Raw genomic sequence first — 23,881 nt, 5'->3', positions numbered from 1 at the left:
GGCCGACCGGCACCAAGGACATCACCGTCACCAACCCGGTGGTCATCGGCCAGCCGGCCACCGACCGGGTCGTGGGCACCCAGGAAGCCGTCTCGTACCGCGACGAGCAGGGCCGCGGCTACTGGAAGGTGGTCGGTGCGCCGGGCAACCCGTACCGCGGCGAGGTGTACGACGGCCGCAGCGGCTCCACCATCAAGTTCGAGCCGCAGGTGCCGAACGCGCCGCTGCCGAAGGGCCCCGTCACGAACAGCGGGTCGTTCGCCAACCCGATGGGTGCGCCGTTCCAGTTCACCTGCGCGGGCGGCTGTGCCGGCAAGGTCAGCAACCCCGACATCGGCCACGGCGTGTGGACCGACACGATCAAGATCGCCGACACGAACAAGGCGCTCACCGGCCGCGACGGGTTCGGCCACGCCGCCAACCTCTCGTTCAAGGGCTTCGGCGAGGTCACGACCGCCGAGGGCGACGTCATCAAGGCGGCGGGCAACGGCATCAAGCCGGACGGCACCTGGACCACGATCATCACGCGCAACCCGTTCAACAACTTCTACGACTTCAAGGTCGAGGGCGGCCAGACGGGGTCGATCTGGCTGGGCCCGGAGGGCTACGGGATAGAGCAGCGCGAGGCCAGCCACACCGTCATGCTCACCACCGAGCAGATCCTCGCGATGAAGAAGGCGGGCATCCCGATCCCCATCGAGGGTGATCTGCTCGACCGGGCGGGCGCGAAGCTGAACGGGGTGCACATCCCCGACCTCGAGGCCGGCACCGCCAACGGGATCGAGGCCGTCGGCTCGGCCGACCCCACCAAGCCCGGCACGATCACCTGTGAGGGCGACTGCAAGCTGACCCGCCCGAAGGGCATGGTCCAGCCCCCCGACTGCCCGAATTGCAGGATCGTCGAGCAGGTCGCCCCGGCGGGGACCAACGGGCAGGGCCTCGGCGGCGCGATGACGAACCTCGGCGGCACCACGCAGAAGTGGGTCGACCCGTTCGGCAACGAGCGGCAGTGCGGCAAGATCGACTGCAACGTCGTGTTCCAGTTCGGTCCCGGCGGCGGCTCCGACTGCCGCGGCGACCAGCTGGGCTGCACCGGGCGCAACGTGCTCGGCCAGACGATCGAGCCGGTCAGCGAGGCCGATGCCAAGCAGCGCCAGACCGTCCCGAGCACCGAGGGTGTGCAGCTGTTCCCGACCGTCGACGCCGCGGGCAAGATCACCGGTAACAGCGGCATCGGCTGCCGCGGCGGGCTGGGCAGCTGCAAGAGCAGCGACCCGACCGTCAAGGACCTCGGCTGGATCGGCGACCCGGACGAGTCGTGGCGGATCGTGCTCGACCCCACCGCGACCCGCCCCGCGCAGGACACGCAGGTCGACAAGGAGCTGGCCAACTACCTCGGGCTGCCGGCGGGTGCGCCGCTGCCCGAGCTGAGCAACGCCGCCCTCCGCGAGCTGCAGAAGCAGGACCCGGCGAAGGCGAAGGAGTACCTCGACAAGCGCACGCCGATGGGCTCGCTGGAGCGTGGCCTGTCCTCGATCAAGGTGACGAGCACGCTGAGCCAGCTGGATGTCACCAGCCAGCAGCTCCAGCAGAAGTTCCCGCAGCTGCAGGAGGCACTGGCCAAGCAGCGCGCGGCCAACGAGGGCGGCCTCACCGCGACCGAGGAGCGCGACCTCAAGCCCTACCTCGACGTGATCGACAAGGCGGCGGCGGAGAGCCGGGGCTTCGGCGACGCGCGCGCGGTCATCGACGGCATCACGACCCTCTCCCAGCAGACGTTGACGGGCGCCCGCGAGCAGCAGCTCGGCGGCGACCCGACCCTGCCCGGCCGGCTCGGTGCCCCCGGCAACACCCCGGAGGACCGCAAGAAGGCCGCCGAGCAGGGCCTGAACGGGCTCGGGTTCGACGAGCGGGGCAAGCCGCTGGCGCCGCCGCTGTCGCCCGCAGACCAGGCGAAGGCCGACGCCGCCCAGATCGCCAGCCTGAGCCTCGTCCCGCGGCGCAAGGCGATCAACGAGCGCACCGCGGCCTACAACGCCGAGGTCGGCAGGCTCAAGGACAGCAAGAACGTGCAGCTGGCGGACGTCGTCCGGATGGAGCAGGAGCTCGCGGCCATCACGGCCATCAAGGACGGCATCGCCGGCGTCGAGGGGCGGCTGCCGAAGCCCGTCCAGCTCGGTACGACATCCCTGCAGGACCGGCGCAACGCCGACCTCGAGTTCGCCGACTCCGCGGGCGACCCCGCCATGGCCGCGCGGCTGCGCCAGTGGGGCGGGCTGCTGACCGAGGCCACTGCGCTGCAGGAGCAGATGGCCGCGTCCGGCGATCCGCGCCAGGTCAAGCTGGCCGATCAGTACAAGCAGCTCACCGGCCTCGCCGAGCTGAACTACAACACCATCGCCCGGGATCGGGGCGCCCGCGCGCCCACCAGCCTGCTCGACGACATGGCGCTGCCGAGCACCGGCCGGCCCGATGCCTACCTCGCCATGCGGTCGGCGTACTTCAAGCCGCAGTACGACGCGGTCACCGACGCGCTGAAGATCAAGTTCCTCGACCAGGGCGGCCTGGCCGGCGACCCGTTCATCGGACGCACCCCGGCCGACCGCCGCGCCCAGTTCGCCTCCCAGGGCGCGCCGGACCTGGTCATCGGGGAACGCCTGGCCGAGCGGACCCTCACCCCGAAGGATCTCGAGGCGCTCAGCAGCAACACGATCAGGAACGGCATCAAGGGGTTCGCGAAGGACGGCGCGAAGATCCACGAGCTGATCGAGCTGTACGTGGACCCGACAACCGGCGAGCTGAGCGGCATGCCGATCCAGCGGGTCACCAACACCGACGGCAGCGAGCGGTTCTTCGCCCCGGACGGCTCCTACTTCAACAACAAGTGGGACTTCAGGGTCCAGAACGACCTCTTCAGGGAGGACACACGCCTGCTGGGTGCCGCGGACTGGTCCAAGACGGCCGCCGGGGAGATCCGGCTGGAGAACGTCTCGGGCAAGTACGTCTCCGGCTGGGACAAGGCGAAGGGATGGGTCTTCACGGGCCTCTTGGTCGTCGGCACCGGTGCGTTGATCATCGGATCCGGTGGCACGGCGGCACCGATCATCGGTGGCGTCCTGCTCGCCGGCGGGATCGCAGGGTCGAGCATCGACGCGTACAACACGTTGAGCGCACGCAGCGCGCACGGCCAGAGCAACGACATCTTCGAGTCGCCCGCGGCGCGCGGTGCCGTCTTCACACTCGTCGGCAACGGCTTGTCGGTCGTCACGCTCGGCGCCGCCGGGATCGGCGCGAAACTGGCCAGCGGTGCGGCCAAGATGGCGGCAGCCGGCAACGCGCTCGGCGCGACCAGCCGGTTCACGATGGCCAGCCGGTTCGCGACGACGGCGAACATCGTCAACGTGCCGGCGATGGGCACCTTCGCCGTCGCCACCGTGGACACCATCAACCAGACCGTCGACCGCTGGCACGACATGAAAACCGGCGAGAAGATCGAGGCGGTCGGCGGCATCGCGCTCAACATCGCCATGCTCGTCGGGCCGACCATCCTCAAGAACCGGATGAACGCGAAGAACGCCGGCATGGGTCCGCCTCCGGGCGGCCCGCCGCCCCCGCCCCAAGGCGGGCCGCAAGGGCCCACCGTCGGTGGTGGTGGCGCTGGCGGTGGCGGTGGCAACCCCGTCCCCGCGCAGCCTCCGGCCAGACCACCGGCCGGCCAGGGCGGTGGCGGCACCGGTGGCGGCGGTGGCACCGGCACCGGCGCATCCAGCGGAGCCGGCGGGAAGCCGTCGGGCAACGGCACGGGCGGGCAGGGCGCCGGGCAACCGGAGACCACACTCCCTGCCGGCACGACGGACACGCCGCTCGGCATGGGCGACGAGCGCACCGGCCCGAGTACCGGGCGTGGCACCGACGACGTCGTCGGTGCGGGCACCGTCCGCGTCGGGGCGACCGAAACCGGCACGACGGTTCCGGCTTCCGGCACCCAGCGTGCGGTCGGGGCGGGCGACGGGCAGCCTGCTGCCGCACCCACCGACCGTCAGGTCTCCGTGACGGGCCAGCCGGCGCCGGCCGGCACCGGCCGGGCCGTGAAGCCGGTCGTCGAGGAGCCGGGAACCCCGTCGCGGTCGCAGACGTCCGCACCGGTACCGAGCGAGCTGGCCCCGGTGGCCCGGCCGACCACCAACGATCCGACCGCTGCGCCGATCACTGGGCAGCCGGGCGCCGGGCGGCCTGGCACTGGGCCGCGGCTGCGGGTCGTCGAACCGCTGCCCACCGACGGTCAGCCGGGCACTGCGCCGGTTCGCACGGGCGCCGCACCCGAGGTTGCGGCCCCGACCCTGCGGGTCGTTCCGGAGCAGGGCGGCGCCCCGACCACCGCGGTCGACGGCGTGCCCGTGCCTGCCCGACCGGGCGAGGGTGTTCCCGCCCGGACCGAACCCCTCACCGCCGCCGACGTGCACACCGTGATGGACGGCAAGCCGACGCGCGATGCCCAGGCGGTGGCGAACGAACTCGGGGTCACCGTCGACGAGCTGGCCGCGACCATGGCGGCCAACCCGGAGGAGTTCGCGCAGTTCAACGTCGTCACGGACACCTGGAACGGCCTCGAGTCCCGGCGCCTCACCTACCAGCGGCCCGACGGCGAGCTCGGCATGGTCGCGGCGCACGACGGCGAGCGGGGCACGTCGACCCCGCAGGAGAACGGCGAAGGCGCTGCCGCGGCGGCAGCGGGCCGGGACGAGATGGCAGCCTTGTTCGACGAGCTCGGGGTCGACGGCCTCGGCCTGGACGGCAAGCCGCTCGACGAGGCGGGCGGTTCCGCGGCGGGCACGACCAAGAGCGGCGGCCTGGACGGTCCGCAGGTCCGCGCCACCGACGGCACGGGCGATCCGGCCGCACCGACCACCCCTGTGTCGCCCGCGGTGCCGGCGTCCCCACCGTCGACCCCGGCGCCCACGCCGTCGGCGTCGACCGGCGGATTCTGGTCGCGGATCTTCTCGCGGGGGTCGCGCGAGACCCGCGAAGCCGGCCAGTGGACGTCGGAGATCGCGGAGGCCCGCTCCGTGGGGGAGCGTCTGCGGGCGGAGGCCTTCCACGAGGACGGGACACCGTTCACCCGGGCCGAGGAGATCGCACAGGAGACGGCGGAACGCCGGGCCCAGATCGCCCGGGTGCACGAGGCCGGCGGCACGACCGAGGCGCACAAGGCGGAGCTGGGCCAATCCGTCGGGCTGGCCCTCGAGAGCATCCGGCGGGAGTTCCCCGGCCGCGAAGAGGGCACCCGGGCCGTGCTCACCGACGCCCAGCTCCGGGCCGCGTTCGAGCTGTTCAACAAGCGCAACGGCAGCAAGGGCACGGTCGTCGAGCTGCCGCCCGGCGAGGGCAAGACGTTCGTCGACGTCGTGTGGGGCCGGTGGGCCAGCCTGCGGTCCATGGAGCCCGACGGCACCGTGCAGCCCGGCCGGGGCGTGCACCACGTCGCACCCGACGGCGAGCTGGCCCGCGCGAGCGCCGAGGTCGGCGGCCGGATCGCGCAGCGGCAGGGCGAGGAGGTCGGCCTGCTGCGCGACGTCAGCGACCCGGAGTACTCGGTGGCCGACCAGAACGCCCAATACCGGATGTCCGAGACCTACGGCGCGGAGAACCCGTTCGTCTTCGACGGCATCCACGACCGGCAGATCCTCGCGGCGCGGGAGCGGGTGGCGGCCGACGCGAAGGCCGAGCAGAAGTCCGCGAAGTTCGCGGAGCGCAACGGCCTGGAGCCCCAGCCGTGGCCGAAGCCGGGTGAGGAAGGCTCGCGGCTCTCGCCGGAGGACGTGGAGCTCGCCGCGCAGCAGCTGGTGCAGGAGGGCCGCGACGCGGTGAACGTCGACGAGGCGGACTCGCCGTTCGTCGACAGCCCGTCGCCTTTCATCTCCTCGCGCCCCGACCAGGCGCTCGTCCGGCGCGACGAGACCTACTACGCGGCGAACGACATCGCGGAGAACATGGTCCGGGGCCAGCACTACTCGAAGTTCCTCGGACGGGTGAAGCTCAGCGCGGCCGGTCGGCGGCTGGTCGCCGAGGACACCCGCGGGGCGACGCAGTACCAGGTGCAGCAGGCGCTGAGCATCAGTGGCTATGTGAAGGGCAAGCATTACCTGGTCGAGGGCGACACCGTTGTGCTCCTCAGCCGCATCACCGGGCACCAGCTGCCAGGACAGTCGCTGCGGGACGGTAAGCAGCAGGCGATCCAGGCGCGGGAGGGTGTGACGATCAAGCCCGAGCAGAACACCGACCTGACGCTCACCCGCCAGCAGCACTACGCGCGGTACGGCTCGGTCTCCGGGATGACCGGCACCGCCCGCAGCGGCCTGCCCACCGAGAAGGGCGCGACGGACTACACGGTGAAGTCGTTCGGGCTGTACGGGCTCGACGTGGCGACGGTCCCCGGAGCGCACGGGAGCAAGGGCCCGACCAAGGTCCTCTACTACGCATCGGACGGCGCGGAGCTCGCGGCGACGGCCGAGATGGTCGCGCAGTCGCACCGCGAAGGCCGGCCGGTGCTCGCGATCTCGGGCTCGATCGCCGAGACGACGGCGCTCGCGAACCTGCTGCGCGACGAGTACGGAATCAGCTACCAGACCGTCACCGCGTCGGCCGACGACATGATGATCCGGCCGGAGACCGTCGGCGAGGCCGGGCGCGTCGGTGCGGTGACGCTGGCCGACCTGACCGCCGGTCGTGGCACCGACATCAAGCTGGGCGGCAGCTACGACGGCGAGACGGTGATCGTCCTGGCCGCGGACCGCCAGGCCGCGGTCGACGCCGGCGGTCTCGGGGTCGTGCGAACGATGTCGATGTCGAGCCGGATCGGTGGCCAGCACGACGGGCGGGCCGGCCGCCAGGGCGACCCCGGCGACGCGGTCGCGACGGCCTCCCTCACCGGCGAGCTGTCCATGAAGTTCGGTGACCCGAAGGTGCGGGCGCAGCTGCTGGCCAAGTACGAGGGCGCGACGAAGAGCATCGACGGCGATCCCGTGGTCGAGAAGTACTTCCTCGACGCCCAGCGCAACTCGGAGAAGAACCAGTTCGAGACCCTGAAGCGGGTGCTCGCGAACCCCACGAAGTCGGACACGGTCGTCGTGCAGACCGGCCGGGCGGGCCCGCGCATCGGCGACGGCGGCGGGAGCACAACCGGTCCCGCCGCGACCCAGGTCCGCGACGCGGCGGACGTCGTGCACGCGCTGAACGAGCGGATCGCGCAAGTGCGGGCCCAGATCGCCGGCGCGCTGCCTGGTGCCGCCCGCACAGCGGCCTACACCACGCTCGCCGAGACGTCCCAGCAGCTCGGCACAGCGCTGGCGGACTACCTCGCCGCGGTGGGCGCGACCGGTCCGCCGTCGGCGGAGACCGTCGCCGCCACCGATCTCGCTGCTGTCACGGGCGAGCTGGGTGACGTCCCGACCCTGCGACCGACCACTCCGGCACACGAGGCAGGCCTGACCGGCGGCAACGTCCGCACGGTGGTGTCGCTCGCCGCCGGCGGCAGGTTCGGCGAGGCGGCGGCGGAGCTGCGCAGGCTCGCCGGGGCCGGCGCCGCGCTCGTCGACGACAACGGAGCATGGCCTGGTGGCGGGCTCGTCCGGATGACGGCGATGAGCGCCGCGTCCGCGCTCGAACGGCTCGCCGCAGCCCAGGATGCCGGCGTTGACGGGGATACCGACCGCGTCCGGTTCCACGCGGCCATCGGCGCGCTCGTCGGGGTGCTGAATGCGCTGCCCGTCGATGCGGCTGTCTCGTTGGAGCCCACCGAGGAGCAGGTCGCCGAGCACCGGGAAGAGGCCGCCGCGTACTGGGCGGACCGCGCCGCGATGCTCAACGAGATGGTGACCGACGCCGAGGAGAACAACACCCGGTCGCCCGAGGAGCTGGCCGCGCTCCGCGCGCTGGCCGAGGACTCCGAGATCCAGGCCGAGCTGCACGCGGAGCAGGTCGCGCCCGAGGAGCAGGCTGACGACCCCGCCGCGACCGTGGTGGAGCAGACGGAGAAGCGCGCCGCGGCGGTCCGGGCCGTCCGGACGGCCCGTGCGGCCGCCATGACGGCGCTGCTGGCCTCCCTGAGCGGTCTCCTCGCCGGCGCGCTCCTCGACGCACCCGACCAGCTGACGACCGGCCTCACGGGCATCTCGCTCGTCGCCGGCATCGGCCTGGCCAACGCGATGGTCAAGCTGGGCAGGCTGCGCGGCCCACCACGGGACGGGCAGAACTCCATCTTCGCCCCGCTGATGGCACCGGCACCCGGTTTGCCGATGGTCGTCGCCGCCTTCGTGCTCGCGACCAACAGCCTCCACGGGTCCGACCCGAGCCTGCACGTCGCACCGGTGATCGCCGGAGTGGTGGTCGGCGGTCTGACCGTCCGCGGGCTGTACGAGCTCTACAAGCGCAACGGGATCGGCGCGGGCACCTCCCGCACACTCCCGTCCGGAACGTCCTCCGCCGAGGCGCATGCGACCGCGGCCACGGACGAGCCGACCCAGAACACGACGACCCAGAACACGACGACCCAGAACACGACGACCCAGAACACGACGACCCAGAACACGACGACCCAGAACGCCGGTGAGACGTCCACGGCCGGTTCCGCAACAGCGGCGACCACACCGGGCGACGCCACCGGCTCCGCTGCTGCAACGACCACGGGTGAGCCGGGCACCGGCGCACCGACCGGTGACGCGCGCGAAGGCCATGGCACGGGCTCGAACGACGTGGGCGGCGGCCAGACGACGTCCACGTCCGCGACGGGCGGCGCCACGGCTGCCGGCGAGCCCGGCACGACCACGACAACGACCACTGGCACGACCACGACCACCGGCACGACCACGGCGACGGCCACGACGGACGACGCCGGGACGACCGTGCCGCTGGTGCAGAACGCCGGGGCGCCGGCTGTGCCCGGGACACCGGGCGGGCCCACGACGGGCGCGGGTGAGGAGCCGACCGATCCCACGGCTCCGACCGCTCCTGCGGTTCCGGCAGTTCCGGCTCCAGTTGCTCCTGCTCCGCCCGCTCCGAAGGGCGTCGAGCCCGGTGCGGTGGCCCCGGCCGCAGGCAGGCGACCCGGCTCCCGCGGTCCGCTGGCCCGCGCGCTCGGCGGCATCGCCGGCGGGTTCGGGTTCGGTGGCGGGATCGGTGTGATCTTCGGCGGCGGGTCGGGCCCGGCGTTCCTCTTCGTCGGTCTCGCCGGTGCCGCCTTCGCGCTCGTCTTCGCCTTCCCGGGCTTGGCCCGGGCGCGCGGGCCACCGCTGGTCGCGCTTGCGACAGCTGTTCTCGTACTCGCCGGGACCATCGTGCTGGCGATGCCGGGTTCGTCCGGCCTTGCGCTGGCCGCCGCCGTGGCGATGATCGTCTCCGCGGTGCTGGGGTTGGCCGCCACCTTGCTGGCGCCCGCGCGGGATGCCGGTGATCGGCTGCGCAGCCTGCAGATGAACCCGCTCTTGAGCGTCGTCGCGCTGCTGATGCTCGTGCCGCTGTTCGGCCCGGCGGTCGGGCTGGAGCCGGGAGCGATCGGCGAGCTGGTCCGCGACGTGCTCGCGGCGTTCGGCAGCGTGCCGCCCGGCGTGTGGTTGCTGGCCGGGGTGGGCGCGGTGCTCGCGGTGGCCGGGGTGCTCGCGGTACCGAGCGGCCGGGTCGGGGCGCCGACTCGGGTGGTGCTCGCGGTGGCGGCGCCGGTGGTCGTTCTCGCGGCGGCGATGGGGCTGGTGCTCGGCTGGCCGAACGCGGTTGTGGTGACGCTCGGTGTGGCCGGTGCCGTGGTGGTCGTCGGCGTGAGCCGGATGATTGGCCTGCGGACGGTGTGGAGCGTCGCGCAGGTTGCGGTGATCGCCGCGACCGCGGTGCTGGTGGTGTTCCCGGCGGTGCGGACGGCGGTGTGGGCGCAGGTCGGGCCGGTGCTCGGGGACGTCGTGCACGCGGTGTCGTCGGTCGACTCGCTGCTGATCGGGGTCGGGGCCCTGTGGGTGATTTCGCTCGGCCGGCGGGTGTTGCGGGCGCGGGCGTGGAAGAAGCAGGTGGCGGGTTGGGCCGATCGGGCCCGGGCGATGGCGCCCGCGGGTGCCGGGTCGGCGGTGACCGGGCTGGCCGTGGTGCACGCGGTGTACGAGCTGTGGAAGGCGACCGGCGCGCCCGTGGGCACCGACCAGGTCGCGGCTCGGATCGTCGGTGGTTCGGGTGCCGGTTCTCCGGCCGAGGTCGGGACGCTCGCTGCGGCCTTGGCCGCGGATGTGGAGCCGTTGCTGGTCAGCGGTGACGGTGGGCGTTCGTGGTCGCCGTCGCCGATGTTGATCTCGTTGCTGGCGCGCGGCCCACCCGGGGTCGAGGCGGCGTTCCTGGCTGATGCGACGTTCGTGCTGCCGAAGCTCGACGCGGCGGGTGCGAAGGCCAGCGACCTGTCGCGTGAGCTGTTCAAGGCAGTGCGCGGGTTGTGGTGGCAGTACGCACGCACCAGCGGTCGTGGCTTCCGCGCCTTGGTGCCGCTGTTCCTGCAGCCGGCGCGGTTGCGCGAGCTGCGCGTGGCGACGGCCGGCCTCCGCACGGCGCGCGCCGCGCTCAGGGAACTGCAGGCGAAGCTCGCGGAGCGGGCGTCGCTGGAGCGGATGCAGCAGTGGCGGACGTCCGGGGCGTGGTGGCAGCGGCAGATCGCGCTGCGCCGCGGCGGCGACATCGTGGGCCGGTTGGCGGCGATCGACGCCGAGCTGACCGAGCGGCTGCGCCTGCTGGGGCCGAAGCTCACCTACCCGGCGGACGTCCGGAAGCTGGTCGACGAGGTCGTCGCGCTGCAGGTCACGGCGCTGCGGGCGGCGCTGAGCGAGGCGGTGCTGGCCGGGTTCACCCGCAAGCAGGTGGAGGCGGCGACGGGGATCGCGTCGGTGGGCTTGGTGGGGCACTACTTCGCGAAGATCTTCGGCTTGTACTCGGCCTTGCCGAGCGAGGCGTCGAAGACGTTCACCGCCGACCCGGAGGTGATCGGTCGTCATTACGGTCAGAGCGGTCAGTGGGTGACCGACTGGGGCAGCCGGCTGGCGATCCTGGACCCGCTGGGCAACGTCCTGTATGCGTTGTTCGGCGACAAGCTGATCAAGTCGATGACCGCGGTCATGATCACCACCGCGGCCGGGCTGCTGGGCCTGTCGCTGGTCAGCCTCGGCGGCGGGCTGCCGGGCCTGCTCCTCTCGACGGTGTTGATCGCGGCGTGGATCCCGACGGTCGGCCCGATGCGGGCGCGGTACGACCTCTACAACCCGGTCCTGCCGGAGCTCAGGGCGCAGCGTTCGGCGGCGATCCAGACGTGGTTGAAGACCGGTCAGATGGTGTTCATCCAGCTGATGCTGGTCGGCTACGGGATCCTCGGGGTCGGCGGTACGTCGGTTGTCGCGGCGGTTGTGGTCGGCGCTTACGCGGTCGGTGTGTTCGTCTTCTTGGTGCGGTCGGTCAACCCGACCGTCGAGACCGCGGAGCCGCCGAGCATCCCCGAGTCCGTGGTGCGGTCGTCCGACAAGGTCCGCTCTACGAAGGGCGGCTGGGCGCGCTTCCTCTTCTTCTCCAACCCGCTGGGTGTGCTGCTGACCGGCTTGCCGCTCTATGCGCTCGGCGGCGGCATGGTGAAGCCGATGGTCGAGCTCTTCTCGTCCGGGTCTGGCGGTGCTGCGGTGTGGCCGCTGGATCTGGTGCTCGGGGCGATCGGGGTGTCGCTGGTCGCGGCGATGGTGTTCCTGCCGCGGGCGATCGCGGTGTTCACCAGCTCGATCTGGCCGAAGCTCGAACAGCCGCTGACGCAGGTCGGGAAGCCGGGCGCGGATCGCAAGGACTGGACCGGGCACACGCGGATGCTGATCGCGATGACGGTGCTGGGCGCCGTGATGGTCGTGGCACCGGCCGGTTGGCTGTGGGCGAACCCCGCGCTGCCGCCGATGCTCGTGCTGTGGGTCCTCGGGGCGGTCTACACGGGTTGGGCACGGGTTCCGTCCAGCGAGTACGCGCCGAACTCGTCGACCACCACGTTGATCAACGCGGCCAAGGGTGGGGCGTTCTGGGTCGGGGTGTCGCTGGGCAACCTGGTGATGTCCGGGCCGATCGGACGGGTCAAGGACGCGATCCTCGCGCGGGCGCCTCCGGAGGTCGTGCACACGCTGGTCGGTGACGCGGCGGAGCGGCTGTTCTGGTTGACCGTCGGTGTTGCCGTGGTGCAGGTCGTGTGGGCGGTCGGGTTCCGCAAGTACCGGATCGCGCCGTGGCGCGCGTTGGAGGGCCTGCTGCCCGAGGCCGGGGCGAAGGCGATCCTCGAAGCGCTCCGCAATGCCGGCTTCGGCGATATCGGGTCGATGATCGCGGCGTTCGTGCACGCGCCGCGGGTCGGCAAGGAGCACTTGCACCAGCGGTTGATGGACACGGTCGTGCAGAACGCACAGGAGCAGGCCGAGATCGCCGAGGTCGGGGTCGTGCATGTGCTGAGCCCGGCGGAGATCAAGCGCCGGGAGGAGCTGGCGAAGAAGAAGCTCGACCCGCAGCAGCTGGCAGCGGTGATCGCGGCGCTGCGGGTGATCGCCGACGACATCCAGAGCGGTCGGGGCGGCCGCCTCGCCGCGTGGCTGGGGATCGTGCTGGCGAAGGTCAGGTCGCTGCCGACCTTGATCCGTGTGCTGCTGGTGGCGGGGATCCCGCCGACGGTGATGGTGGCGCTCGCGGGTGATGCCGGTGCGGTCACCGAACGGACGCCCGAACTGCAGCAGTTGGCGCAGTCCGGTGCGACGCCGGGTGGTGTGTGGTTGCTGGCCGGGGTCGGCGCGGTGCTTGCGCTGGCCGGGGTCCTCGCAGCGACCGGTCGACGGGTGGGTGTGCTGCCGCGGATGCTGCTCGCGGTGGCGGCCCCGGTGGTTGTACTCGCTGCTTCGGCAGGGTTGATCCTCGGCTGGTCGGTGCCCGTCGTGGCGACGCTCGGTGTTTCCGGTTCGCTGCTGGTCGTCGGCGTGGGTCGGGTGCTGGGCCTGCGGACGGTGTGGAGCGTCGCGCAGGTTGCGGTGATCGCCGCGACCGCGGTGCTGGTGGTGTTCCCGGCGGTGCGGACGGCGGTGTGGGCGCAGGCCGGGCCGCTGCTGGGCGACGTCGTGAACGCGGTGGTCACGGTCCGCGGAGCGCTGATCGCCGTCGGTGTGCTGTGGGCGGTCTCGCTCGGCCGGCGGGTGCTGCGGGCGCGGGCGTGGAAGAAGCAGGTGGCGGGTTGGGCTGATCGGGCGCGGGCGATGGCCCCGGCGGGTGCCGGGTCGGTGGTGACCGGGCTGGCTGTGGTGCACGCGGTGTACGCGCTGTGGTGGAAGGCGACGGGCGGCCGACCGGCGACTGTGGAACAGGTTGCGGCTCGGATCGTGGGTGGTTCGGGTGCCGGGTCGCCGACCGAGGTTGCGGAGTTGGCGGCGAAGTTGGCGGCGGATGTGGAGCCGTTGCTGGTCAGTGGTGATGGTGGGGTGTCGTGGTCGCCGTCGCCGATGTTGATCTCGCTGTTGGCGCGGGGTCCGCCTGGTGTCGAGGCGGCGTTCGTCGCGGATGCGACGTTCGTGCTGCCGAAGCTCGACGCGGCGAAGGCGGAGACCAAGGACCTGTCGCGGGAGCTGTTCAAGGCGCTGCGCGGGTTGTGGTGGCAGCACGCACGCACCAGCGGTCGTGGCTTCCGCGCGCTGGTGCCGCTGTTCCTGCAGCCGGCGCGGCTGCGCGAGCTGCGGGCGTTGATGGGCGATCTGCGGACGGCTCGCGCTGCTATCAGGGCATTGCAGGAGCAGCTGCGCGAGCGGGTCGAGCTGGAGCGGCTGCGGACCTGGCAGTCGTCCGGCACGTGGTGGCAGCGGCGGATCGCGGCCCGGCGCGGCGGTGACATCGGTGCGCGGTTGGCGGCGATCGATGCCGAGCTGGCCGAGCGGTTGCGCCTGCTGGACGAAAAGCTCAACTACCCGACGGACATCCGGAAGTTGGTCAAGGATGTCGTCGATCGGCAGACGGCGGCGTTGCGGGCGGCGTTGAGCGCGGCGGTGCTGGCCGGGTTCAGCCGCAAGCAGGCGGAGACGGCAACCGGGATCGCGTCGCTGGGTGTCGTGGGGCACTACTTCGCGAAGATCTTCGGCTTGTACTCGGCATTGCCGAGCGAGGCGTCGAAGACGTTCACCGCCGACCCCGAGGTGATCGGCCGTCAATACGGTCAGAGCGGCCAGTGGGTGACCGACTGGGGCAGCCGCTTGGCGATCCTGGACCCGCTGGGCAACGTCGTCTACGCGTTGTTCGGCGACAAGCTGATCAAGAAGCTGACCGTCGTCATGATCACGACGGCGGCGGGGCTGATCGGGCTCTCGCTGGTCAGCCTCGGCGGTGGCCTGCTGGGCTTGTTGCTGTCGACGGTGTTGATCGCGACGTGGATCCCGACCGTCGGTCCGATGCGGGCCCGATTCGAGATCTACAACCCGGTCGTGCAGGAGCTGGCGGCGCAGCGCTCGGCAGCGATCCAGACCTGGTTGAAGACCGGTCAGATGGTGTTCATCCAGCTCATGCTCGTCGGCTACGGCCTGATCGGGGTCGGCGGGACGTCCGTCATCGCGGCGGTTGTCGTCGGCATATACGCGATCGGCGTGTTCGTCTTCCTGGTGCGGTCGGTCGACCCGACCGTCGAGACCGCGGAGCCGCCGAGCATCCCCGAGTCCGTGGTGCGGGCGTCGGACAAGGTCCGCTCCACCAAGAGCGGCTGGGTCCGGTTCTTGTTCTTCTCCAACCCGCTGGGTGTGCTGCTGACGGGGCTGCCGCTCTACGCGCTGGGCGGCGGCATGGTGAAGCCGATGGTCGGCCTGTTCTCGTCCGGCGCCGGCGGTGCTGCGGTGTGGCCGCTGGATCTGGTGCTCGGGGCGATCGGGGTGTCGCTGGTCGCGGCGATGGTGTTCCTGCCCCGTGCGATCGCGGTGTTCACCAGCTCGATCTGGCCGAAGCTGGAGAAGCCGCTGGGCGCGATCGGCAAGCCGCGTGATGGACGCAAGGACTGGACCGGGCACACGCGCATGCTGATTGCGATGACGGTGCTGGGCGCGGTCATGGTCATCGCGCCGGCCGCGTGGCTCTGGGCGACCCCGGCCCTGTCGGCGCTGCTGGTCCTGTGGGTCAACGGCGCCGTCTACACCGGATGGGGCCGCGTCCCCTCCAGCGCGTACGCGCCGAACTCGTCCACGACCACGTTGATCAACGCGGCCAAGGGCGGCGCGTTCTGGGTCGGGGTGTCGCTGGGCAACCTGGTGATGTCCGGGCCGATCCAGCGGGTCACGGACGCGATCTCGGCACGTGCTCCGCCGGAGGCGGTGTGGGCGCTGGTCGGCGACTCCGGGCAGCGGTTGTTCTGGTTGACCGTCGGGGTCGCGGCGGTCCAGATCGTGTGGGCGGTCGGGTTCCGCAGGTACCGGATCGCGCCGTGGCGCGCCCTGGAGGGCCTGCTGCCCGAGGCCGGGGCGAAGGCGATCCTCGAAGCGCTGCGCAACGCCGGCTTCGGCGACATCGGGTCGATGATCGCCGCGTTCGTGCAGGCGCCGAGGGCCGGCAAGGAGCACCTGCACCAGCGGTTGATGGACACGGTCGTGCAGAACGCGCAGGAGCAGGCCGAGATCGCCGAGGTCGGGGTCGTGCACGTGTTGAGCCCGGCCGAGATCGACCGGCGGAAGGAGCTGGCGAAGAAGAAGCTCAGCCCGCAGCAGCTCGCCGCCGTGGTCACGGCCCTGAGCACGATCGCCGATGACGTCGAGAGCGGTCGGGGCGGCCGGCTCGCCGCCCTGCTCGGAGTTGTGCTCGCGAAGGTCAGGTCGCTGCCGACCTTGATCCGCGTGCTGCTGGTAGCGGCGATCCCGCCGGCCGTCATGGTCGGGTTCGCCGGCGAGGCGGGTGCGGTGACCGTGCGGACGCCGGAGCTGCAGCAGGTGGCGCAGGCCGGTGGGACGCCGGGTGGGGTGTGGTTGCTGGCCGGGGTGGGCGCCGTGCTCGCGGTGGCCGGAGTGCTTGCGGTGCCGGGTCGCCGGATCGGGGTGCCGATGCGGGTGGCGCTTGCGGTGGCTGCCCCGGTGGTCGTGCTCGCTGCGTCGGCCGGGCTGATCCTCGGCTGGTCGGTGCCGATCGTGGTCGCGCTCGGGGCGGCCGGCGCCGTGCTGGTGGTCGGGGTGGGGCGCGCGCTGGGGCTGCAGGTTGTGCTGCGGCGGGGGATCGAGGAGCTCCGGCGCCAGGTCGGGCACCGGGCCGACAGCGTTCGGGACTGGCGGGAGAGCGGGTCACCGGCACACCGCTGGACGTTCGTCGCGGTGGCGACGTTCGCGGCCGGGATGGTGTCCTCGGGTGTCTACACGGCCGCCACGCTCGCCCCGGGCATCCACGGGGTCGGCGAAGGGGTGCTGGCCTCGGCGACGTTCCTCGGGTTCTTCCTCTCGCTGGTGCTCGTCGCGGCGCCGTGGATGCCGGTGGCACCCAACCGGCTCGGGGTCGGGGCGCTGTGGGCATCAGCGGCGGCGTTCGTGCTGTTCGCCGTCGCGCCGAGCACGGCCCTGCTGTGGATCGGCGCGTTCGGGCTCGGCGCGGCGGCGGGGGTTTGGACCCTGTTGGCCAGCAGTGCGCAGGGGTGGCTGAACGCGACGCGCGCCGGCGATCCGGGCTCGGTTCGGCGCACGGCGCTCATGGTGACGGTGGTGTGGGGCGGCATCACCGTTGTGCAGTCCGGTATGCAGACCCTGCAGACGGCGCTGCTGCCCTCGGTCGGGACCGCGGCTGCGGTGTCGGCGCTGTTGGTGGCGGCTGCGGCGGTGCTGCTGGCCGTTGTGGCGCCGCGGTTGCCGGGGAGCCGGGCCGGCCGCAGCGTGGTCCAGATCGAGGCCGCTCCGTGGCAGATGGCACGTCATCGCCTGGCGCAGACGGTTGCGGTGTACTCGTTCCTGGGAGCGTTCACGATCGCGCCGTTCGACGCGCTGTGGCGTGCCGCGCTCCCTGCGTCCGCGCAGGGCATCGCTTGGCTGCTGCCGCTGGGTCTGGTCTTCGGCGGGCTGGTGCTGGTCGTCGCCGAGCAGGGCAGCCAGATCGTCGCGGCGCTGCGGAACCGGCTTTCCGGACGGCGTGGCGCGGCCGTCGGCTCCAACGCCGTTGCCGGCAACCTCGTGGAGAAGGCGCCGGCCATGTTCATGATCGCTCTGGCCGGTGTGTTGTTCGCGGGTGGCTTCGCCGCATGGTTCACCCAGTGGGTGCTGCTCGATCCGACCGGTGGGATCGTGGCGGCGGCCTTCTTCGGCGAAGCGGGCACAACCGGCATGGGGATGGCGATCGGTGCGTTCGTCGCCGTCATCGCCGCCCGCGGCGGTGTGATCACCCCGGCGCAGGTCGGTGTGGTGTTCGGGCTGGCCAGCATCGCCAAGGCGGCCGGCCAGTACAGCGGCACGCAGCTGGGCACCCTGCTCTACGCCGCGGGCGGCTGGCCGGCGGTGACCGTGCAGCTGGCCGTGGGCTCGCTCGCAGCCGTCACCGTCGCGGTGTTGCTGCAGCGCCGCTACGGGGCCGCTCCGCGGACGAAGCAGGGCGGCCGAGGCGCTCGCGTCCGTCCGGTCGTCCGGCGGGTGGCGCAGGGTGCCGCAGCGATGGGTGTGGTGGCGGCGATGGTGCTGGCGCCGTTCGTGACGACGGGCGCGGCCCCGATCTTGACGCTGGTCACCGGCGCGGTCGTCCTGCTGGCCGCTGCCCGCCTGTACCTGCTCGGCCGGGGCGCGACGAGCTTCCTGCCCGGCCCGCTGCACGGTGCGGGTTCCATCCGCGGGCCCACCCGCGCCCGGACCCACCTGCGGATCGCCGTCGTGGCGGTGACCGCCATCGTGCTGGTGTTCGTGCTCGTCGACATGGCGAGCGCGGCCACGCTGCAGACCACACCGATCGCCCAGCCCGGCGGGCCGTCCCTCGGGGTGTGGGTGCTGCTCGGGACGGGCGGTCTGCTTGCCGTGGCAGGCACCGTCACGGTCGTGCTCATGGTGCGGTCGTTGCGGGCGCGGTCGGTGGGCGCCGGTTCGGCGCGGTCACCGCCGCGGAATGCGGCCCAGTTGGAGTCTGCGCTGGTCGAGTTGAGCGCGCGGATCCTGGGCGCTGGGGCGGGCGTGCAGGCGTCTCAGCAGCGGGACGTGCGGCTGTCGTTGTACCGCGCGTTGCTGCCGATCCTGCGTAACAGTGGGAAGCGGTGGATGCCGGCGCAGGTCCAGGCGCAGACCTTCCTGTTCGCCAGGTTGCTGCTGATCCTGAGGGAGCTCGACGGTAACCCCGGCGAGGCGCGGCAGGAGGAGCTGCTGGCGTCGGCGTTCGAGCTGCTGGTCGGGTTCGATCGGTGGGTGCCACCGGGGCGGGTGGCGCGGTGGCGGGTCCAGCTCGGCGCTTCGCTCCGGTTCGCGTTCGGGTTCGGTGCCGCCTGGGCGTTGGGTGCGATCGCGACCGGCTACTCGAGCCTGGCGGCGCTGCTGGCTGGTTCCCCGATGGACGCCGGGCTGGTGATGCCTCTGGTGTCGGCCGGGTTCTTGGCCGGTTCGCTGCTGTTCGGCCCGTTGTGGGACCGGTTGCCCGGACGGACCCTGGCGCTGCGGTTCTCGATGTTGTCGGCGGCTGCGTACGTCGTCTTCGCGGTGGTGGTCGGCTGGGCTCCGGTCCTGGTGTTCGGTGCGGCGTTCCTGCTCGGGGTTGCGACCAGCTCGTTCCCGATGCTGAACGGCAACGTGAAGAGGTGGGTCGGCGACACCACGCAGGCGCGCTGGGACAACGGCGACAAGCCGCGCTGGCTCGACTCGGTGATCGCAGTGGTGGGGACCCTCGCCGGGCTGTTGACGTGGGGGGCGCTGTCGCTTCCGGCGTTGACGTCGGCGACGTTCAGCGCCTGGGCGACGGCGGGATCGGTTGTTGTCGGGGCGGGTCTGTTGTGGCTGACGATGCCGCCTGCACTCCCGAGGTCGCCGATGCTGCCGCCCGCCGAGCGGACCGGAAGCGAAACGGCCGGGAATCCGGTGACGCGCATGGCCAGGAAGGCGAAGGACTCGCTGAGATCCGTCCCCGTGTCGCTCAGGAACAAGCTGGTGCAGCTCGCGGCGCTGGTGTTCGGCTTCACGGCGTTCGTCCAGAACGCGTTCAACGCCGTCTGGCGGGAGGCGCTGCTCGCCACCGGCTCGTACAACGACGCGTTGTTGGTGCTGTTCAACGGTGGCGTCGTCATCGGGAACCTCCTGCTGCTGATGCTGTTCATCCCAGCGGATCGGAAGAACCACGCGAGGCGCATCGAGGCGCTCCGATCGGGTGCGGAGTTCAAGAAGGCCGACCTGCTCGGCGATCGCGCCGGGAAGTTCCTGGTGACGATGGCGGTGGTGCTGGGGGCGGGCGCGTTGAGCGTCCTGGTCACCGCGCTCGTCCCGGTTGCCGGCCTTGCGGTGTGGGGGATCGGGGCCGCCGCCCTCATGTTCAACCTCGCCAACGCGGGGGTCGGTCTGGGGGTCAACGGGCTCGCCGACGCCAAGCTCGGGAAGCAGGGGGCGGCGGCGCTGGCCGCGACGGTTGTGACGTCCGCGCTGTTCGGCATGGTGGGTGCACCGGCGGCCGCGGTGGTGTTCAACGCGGCCGGCTGGCGCGGTGTCGCGGCACTGATGACCGTTGTTGCCGGGCTGGCCGTCTGGGCGGCGGTAGCACTGTCGCGCCAACCCGATTCCGCGTCGACCCCCATGGGCAGCAACGACCCCACCCCTTCGAACACCACCCGGGGCACCGTCCCCGCCGTCCGGTTGATGGTGCGCGGTGCAGTGCTGATGGGTGTCGTGGCGACGCTGGGGCTGGCTCCGTCGCTGATGACGGGCGCGGCCCCGACGACGACGCAGGCGCTGACCTCGCTCGCCGCCGCGGCTGTCCTGCTGGCCGGCGGCCGCCTGTACCTGCTCGGCCGGGGCGCGACGAGCTTCCTGCCCGGCCCGCTGCACGGTGCGGGTTCCATCCGCGGGCCCACCCGCGCCCGAACCCTCCTGCGGATCGCCGTCGTGGCGGTGACGACCGTCGTGCTGTTGCTCGTGCTCACCGGCGTCGCGAGCGCGGCCGTGCAGCAGACCGCGCAGGTCGGGCAGCCCGGCGGGCCGTCGGTCGGGGTGTGGGTGCTGCTCGGGACGGGTGGCGTGCTGGCCGTGGCCGGTGTTGTCACCTTCGTCCTCAAGCGCCGCTCCGCCACGGCCTCGACGAAGCCGACGAAGGTGACCATCTGGCGGATCGGGCGCCTCGAGCGGTGGCTGCGCGGTGGGTACCGCAAGGGCGAGACGGTCGTCCTGCCCCGCGCGGTCCGGGACGAGAGCGGCGGGGTCGTGGGCACGGTCGTGCTGCACCCGGTGCGCGGGCTGGTGCGGTGGGCCGCGCGGCGGATCGGCGTCGCGACCCTCGACGTGTACGCGTGGGTGAGCAGCGGCGAGCGGTGGGTCGCGGTCGACCGCGACACCTTCGCCACGGTCCTGCGGATCGAGCGGATCCTGGCCGGCAACCCGAACGCCGAGCTCGCGCAGCTGCTCGATGCCTGGTACCGGTCGGTGTTCGCGGAGACCACCGGGCAGTTCGACAACCCGACGATCCGCAACGACGCTGCGGTGTTCGGCACCGGCGCCGGCACTGGTCCAGCCGAGCGCGCGGAGCTGCTCGCCCGCGCCGTCGTGATCGCCGACGTGCTGGCCCCGGACACGCGCGTGAGCGGCCCGGCAACCGGGCGGGACGAGCTCGCCGTGGAGTTCGAGGAGGTGAAGACCGCAGCGCTGCCGAGCCTCGGCTCGCCGGCCGCCGTGGCGTGGGCGGTGTGGCGGCTCGCGGTGGGGCTCCTGCTGCGCGGCGCCGGCACCGTGACCGCGGCGTCGGTCGCCACGGTCGTCCGCTCCGGTCTCCCGGCCGGGTCGCCGGCCTGGATGGTGGCGCTGGTCGCGCAGCTGCGCGCGCACGGGCTCGGCCGTTCCCGGGCAGAGGCGGAGATCGGCGGCCACCTGACCGCCCTTGCCGCCGCCGGCATGCTCGACGCGGCGGGCGAGGGCAGGTTCCGGCTCGATGGGATCCTCGGAGCGCTGCTGGCCCGCGCCCCGCCGGCGGCCGTCGAGGCGTTGCTGCGCAACCCGGCTGCCCTCGTCGGGTTGGTGGGTGCCGCAGGCGTGCCGCTGGCCGACCAGGCCCGCGCGCTGCAGGCCGTCCTGCGTGGGATCGTGCTGGCCTTCGCGACCGGTCGTGGCGGCGGCCGCGCGGTGCGGCAGGCAGTGCGGCAGGCGGTGCGCCAGATCCTGGAGCCGCTGGTCGCGCTGACGAAGGTCGAGAAGGAGCAGGCGGAGCTGCTCTTCGCCGGGAACGCGACCGAGGCCGAGCTGGCCGAGGTGGCGCGTGCGGTTGCGGCTGCCCGCCGCGCTCTCGAGCTGGCGGTTGCGGCTGCCCGTGACGAGGCGGCGGCCGCCGGGGCCGGCCCGGCCAAGCTCGGTGCGGCCGTCGACAGCGCCACGGGGGTCGGCCCGCGGGAGCAGTACACCGCCGGCCACCGGGTCTCCTACCTGCTGGCGGTGGCGTACGGGACGGCGATCAACCTCGGCGCGCTCTACGCACCGCGGGTGTTCGCCGAGGGTGCTGCCGGGGTGGCGGACGGGGTGCTGCTCGCCCGCTCACTGGCCGGCGACGCGGTCGGCATCGTGCTGTGGGCGCAGGCGCTGAACTACCTCCCGCGTCGCGCGCGGGCGGTGGCGGCGCTGCTGCTGACGGCCGCCGCGTTCTCGACGTTCGCGTTCGTCTCGACCCCGTTCGGCTACCAGGCGGCGGCGTTCGCGCTCGGGTTGGCGTCGACGGCGTGGTTCAAGGTCTTCGACCAGTCCGACGCGTGGGCTGATGTCAGCAACCTGATGCGGCGGGCCCGCAACGAGGCCGTGTCCTACCCGACGACGATGATCGCGCTGATCGGGGTCGGCCAGATGGCGCTGCTGCCCACCATGCTCGTGGTGCTGACGGTCCTGATGCACCAGGGGCTGGCCGTTGCGGCGCTCACCGGTGCGGGGCTAGCCGTGATCGGTGCGGTCGTGCTCGGTCTGACCGTGCCGTCGCAGCCCGGGGTGCCGATCCGCACGATCGCGGAGGCCGGTGGCCTCCGGAAAGCTGCCTGGGGTGCGGTGCGTGACCCGGCCAAGGCGCTGCGCGACCCGCGGATCGCCGTCACCGCCGTCGCCTACATCTCCGGCGCCGCGATGCTCGGCGTCTTCGACGACCTGTGGCCCATCGTCGTGAAGCAGGAGAACGCGGCCCAGATCGTCCAGCTCGGCCTGAACTACGGCCTCGTCACCGGCGACCTCGTGCTGCTCGGCCTGGCGATCTTCGGCGACCGCGCGACCCGCAAGGCCCGCGCCGCCGGCAAGCAGCAGGAGGACTTCCTCACCCGCAACGCCATGAGCTTCCTGGTCACGGTCGGCGCGTTCCTCGCCTTCGGCTCGCTCGCGGTTGTGGTGTCCCAGCACCTGCTGGGGGCGCCGGTGCTCGGCATCAGCGTCAACGCGGTCTTCGGCGAGGCCGGCACGACCGGGCTGATCCTGGCGATCATGGCCGTGGTCAAGAAGCTCTACCCCGGTAACGAGGAGAAGCAGACCGCGGCGAAGGACGCGCTGCAGATCCTCAAATCGGTCGGTCGCTGGGCGCTGGGCGCCGAGCTCGGTCACGTGATCTACGGGTTGGCGGCCTGGTCGGGCGCGTCGCTGCACATCGGCGTGACCGGCCTGCTCGCGCTGGGCGCGACGCTCGTCGTGCTCGGCATGGACCGCGGGGCAGCGCGGCCGGCCGTCGGGTCGAAGGTGCGGATCGCGGTGCTGGTCGCCATGGCCGGCGCCCTGGCCACCAGCGTGGTCATGACCTGGTCGGTGCCGATGGCGCTCGGGTACTCGGCGTTCATCGCCGATGCGGTCGCCGGCGGTGCGGTCACACTGGCCGCCGTCGCGACGATCCGGCGCACGACCGGCCGCGCGCCGCTGTTCCCCGGCGCCAAGCGGCTGCTGTCCGGCGGCCCCTTCGACGGCTGGTGGTTCCTGCCCGGCGGGCGGGGGCCGGACCGGGCCCTCACGGTGGCGATGGTCGTGGCGGTGGTCGGGTTCGCCGTGCTGCGGCCCGCCATCCCGGTGCCTCCGTTCGGCGCTGCCGTCGGCGCAGCTGCGGCCGTCATCTGGGGTGTCACCGGGCGCCGGCCGCCGTCCGGCGGCGGGACGACCCGCCCCGGTCCCGCCGGCCGGGCGAACGTGCACCCGCTGCGGCTGATCGCGGCCGGCGTGTGGAGCTGGGTGACGTCGGCTCGCGTTCGCCGGTGGGCGCTGCTGGTGGGCACCGCGGTGGCGCTGCTGGTGATCCTCGCCGGTTCGGCGAGTGCGGATGACGGGTCCGGCGCTGTCGCTTCGAGGGGGTGGCTCGGGCCGGCGCTGATGCTGCTGGCCGGTGGGTCGGTGCTGGCCGCGGGTGCGTGGCGGTTGCGGGAGTTCGTGCGGGCTGGTGGGATCCGCGGTTCGCCGGTGCGGCGAGGCTTGGTGGTTGCCGCGGTTGTGGCCGGTGTGGCGATCCTTGCTCTGTGGTTCGCGCCGGCGGCGAGGGCGCAGCCGACGAGCCCGCCGCCGTCGACCACGACGTCGACGCCTGCGCCGACCACGCCGGTGCCGACCACTTCGACGACGCCGGTGCCGACGACGACGCCGGTTCCGACGACGACGCCGGTTCCGACGACGACGCCGACGACGCCGGTGCCGACGACGACTCCGACGACGCCGGTGCCGACGACGACTCCGACCACCCCGGTTCCGACGACGTCGAC

Annotated in this window: 1 protein-coding gene (cut by a window edge); it reads left to right on the top strand. The window is 72.6% G+C overall.

What is annotated here, in order from left to right; translation table 11 throughout:
* Window positions 1-23,881: part of a preprotein translocase subunit SecA coding region (locus LL648_RS00005; RefSeq protein ID WP_441344295.1), annotated on the top strand (this coding region is incomplete at its 3' end). Its footprint begins 8,059 nt before the window's first position; the window shows 23,881 of its 31,940 annotated nt.

This window comes from Pseudonocardia sp. TRM90224 (assembly GCF_021245725.1).
Taxonomy (GTDB): Bacteria; Actinomycetota; Actinomycetes; order Mycobacteriales; family Pseudonocardiaceae; genus Pseudonocardia.
This window is presented reverse-complemented; position numbering and strand designations above follow the sequence as displayed.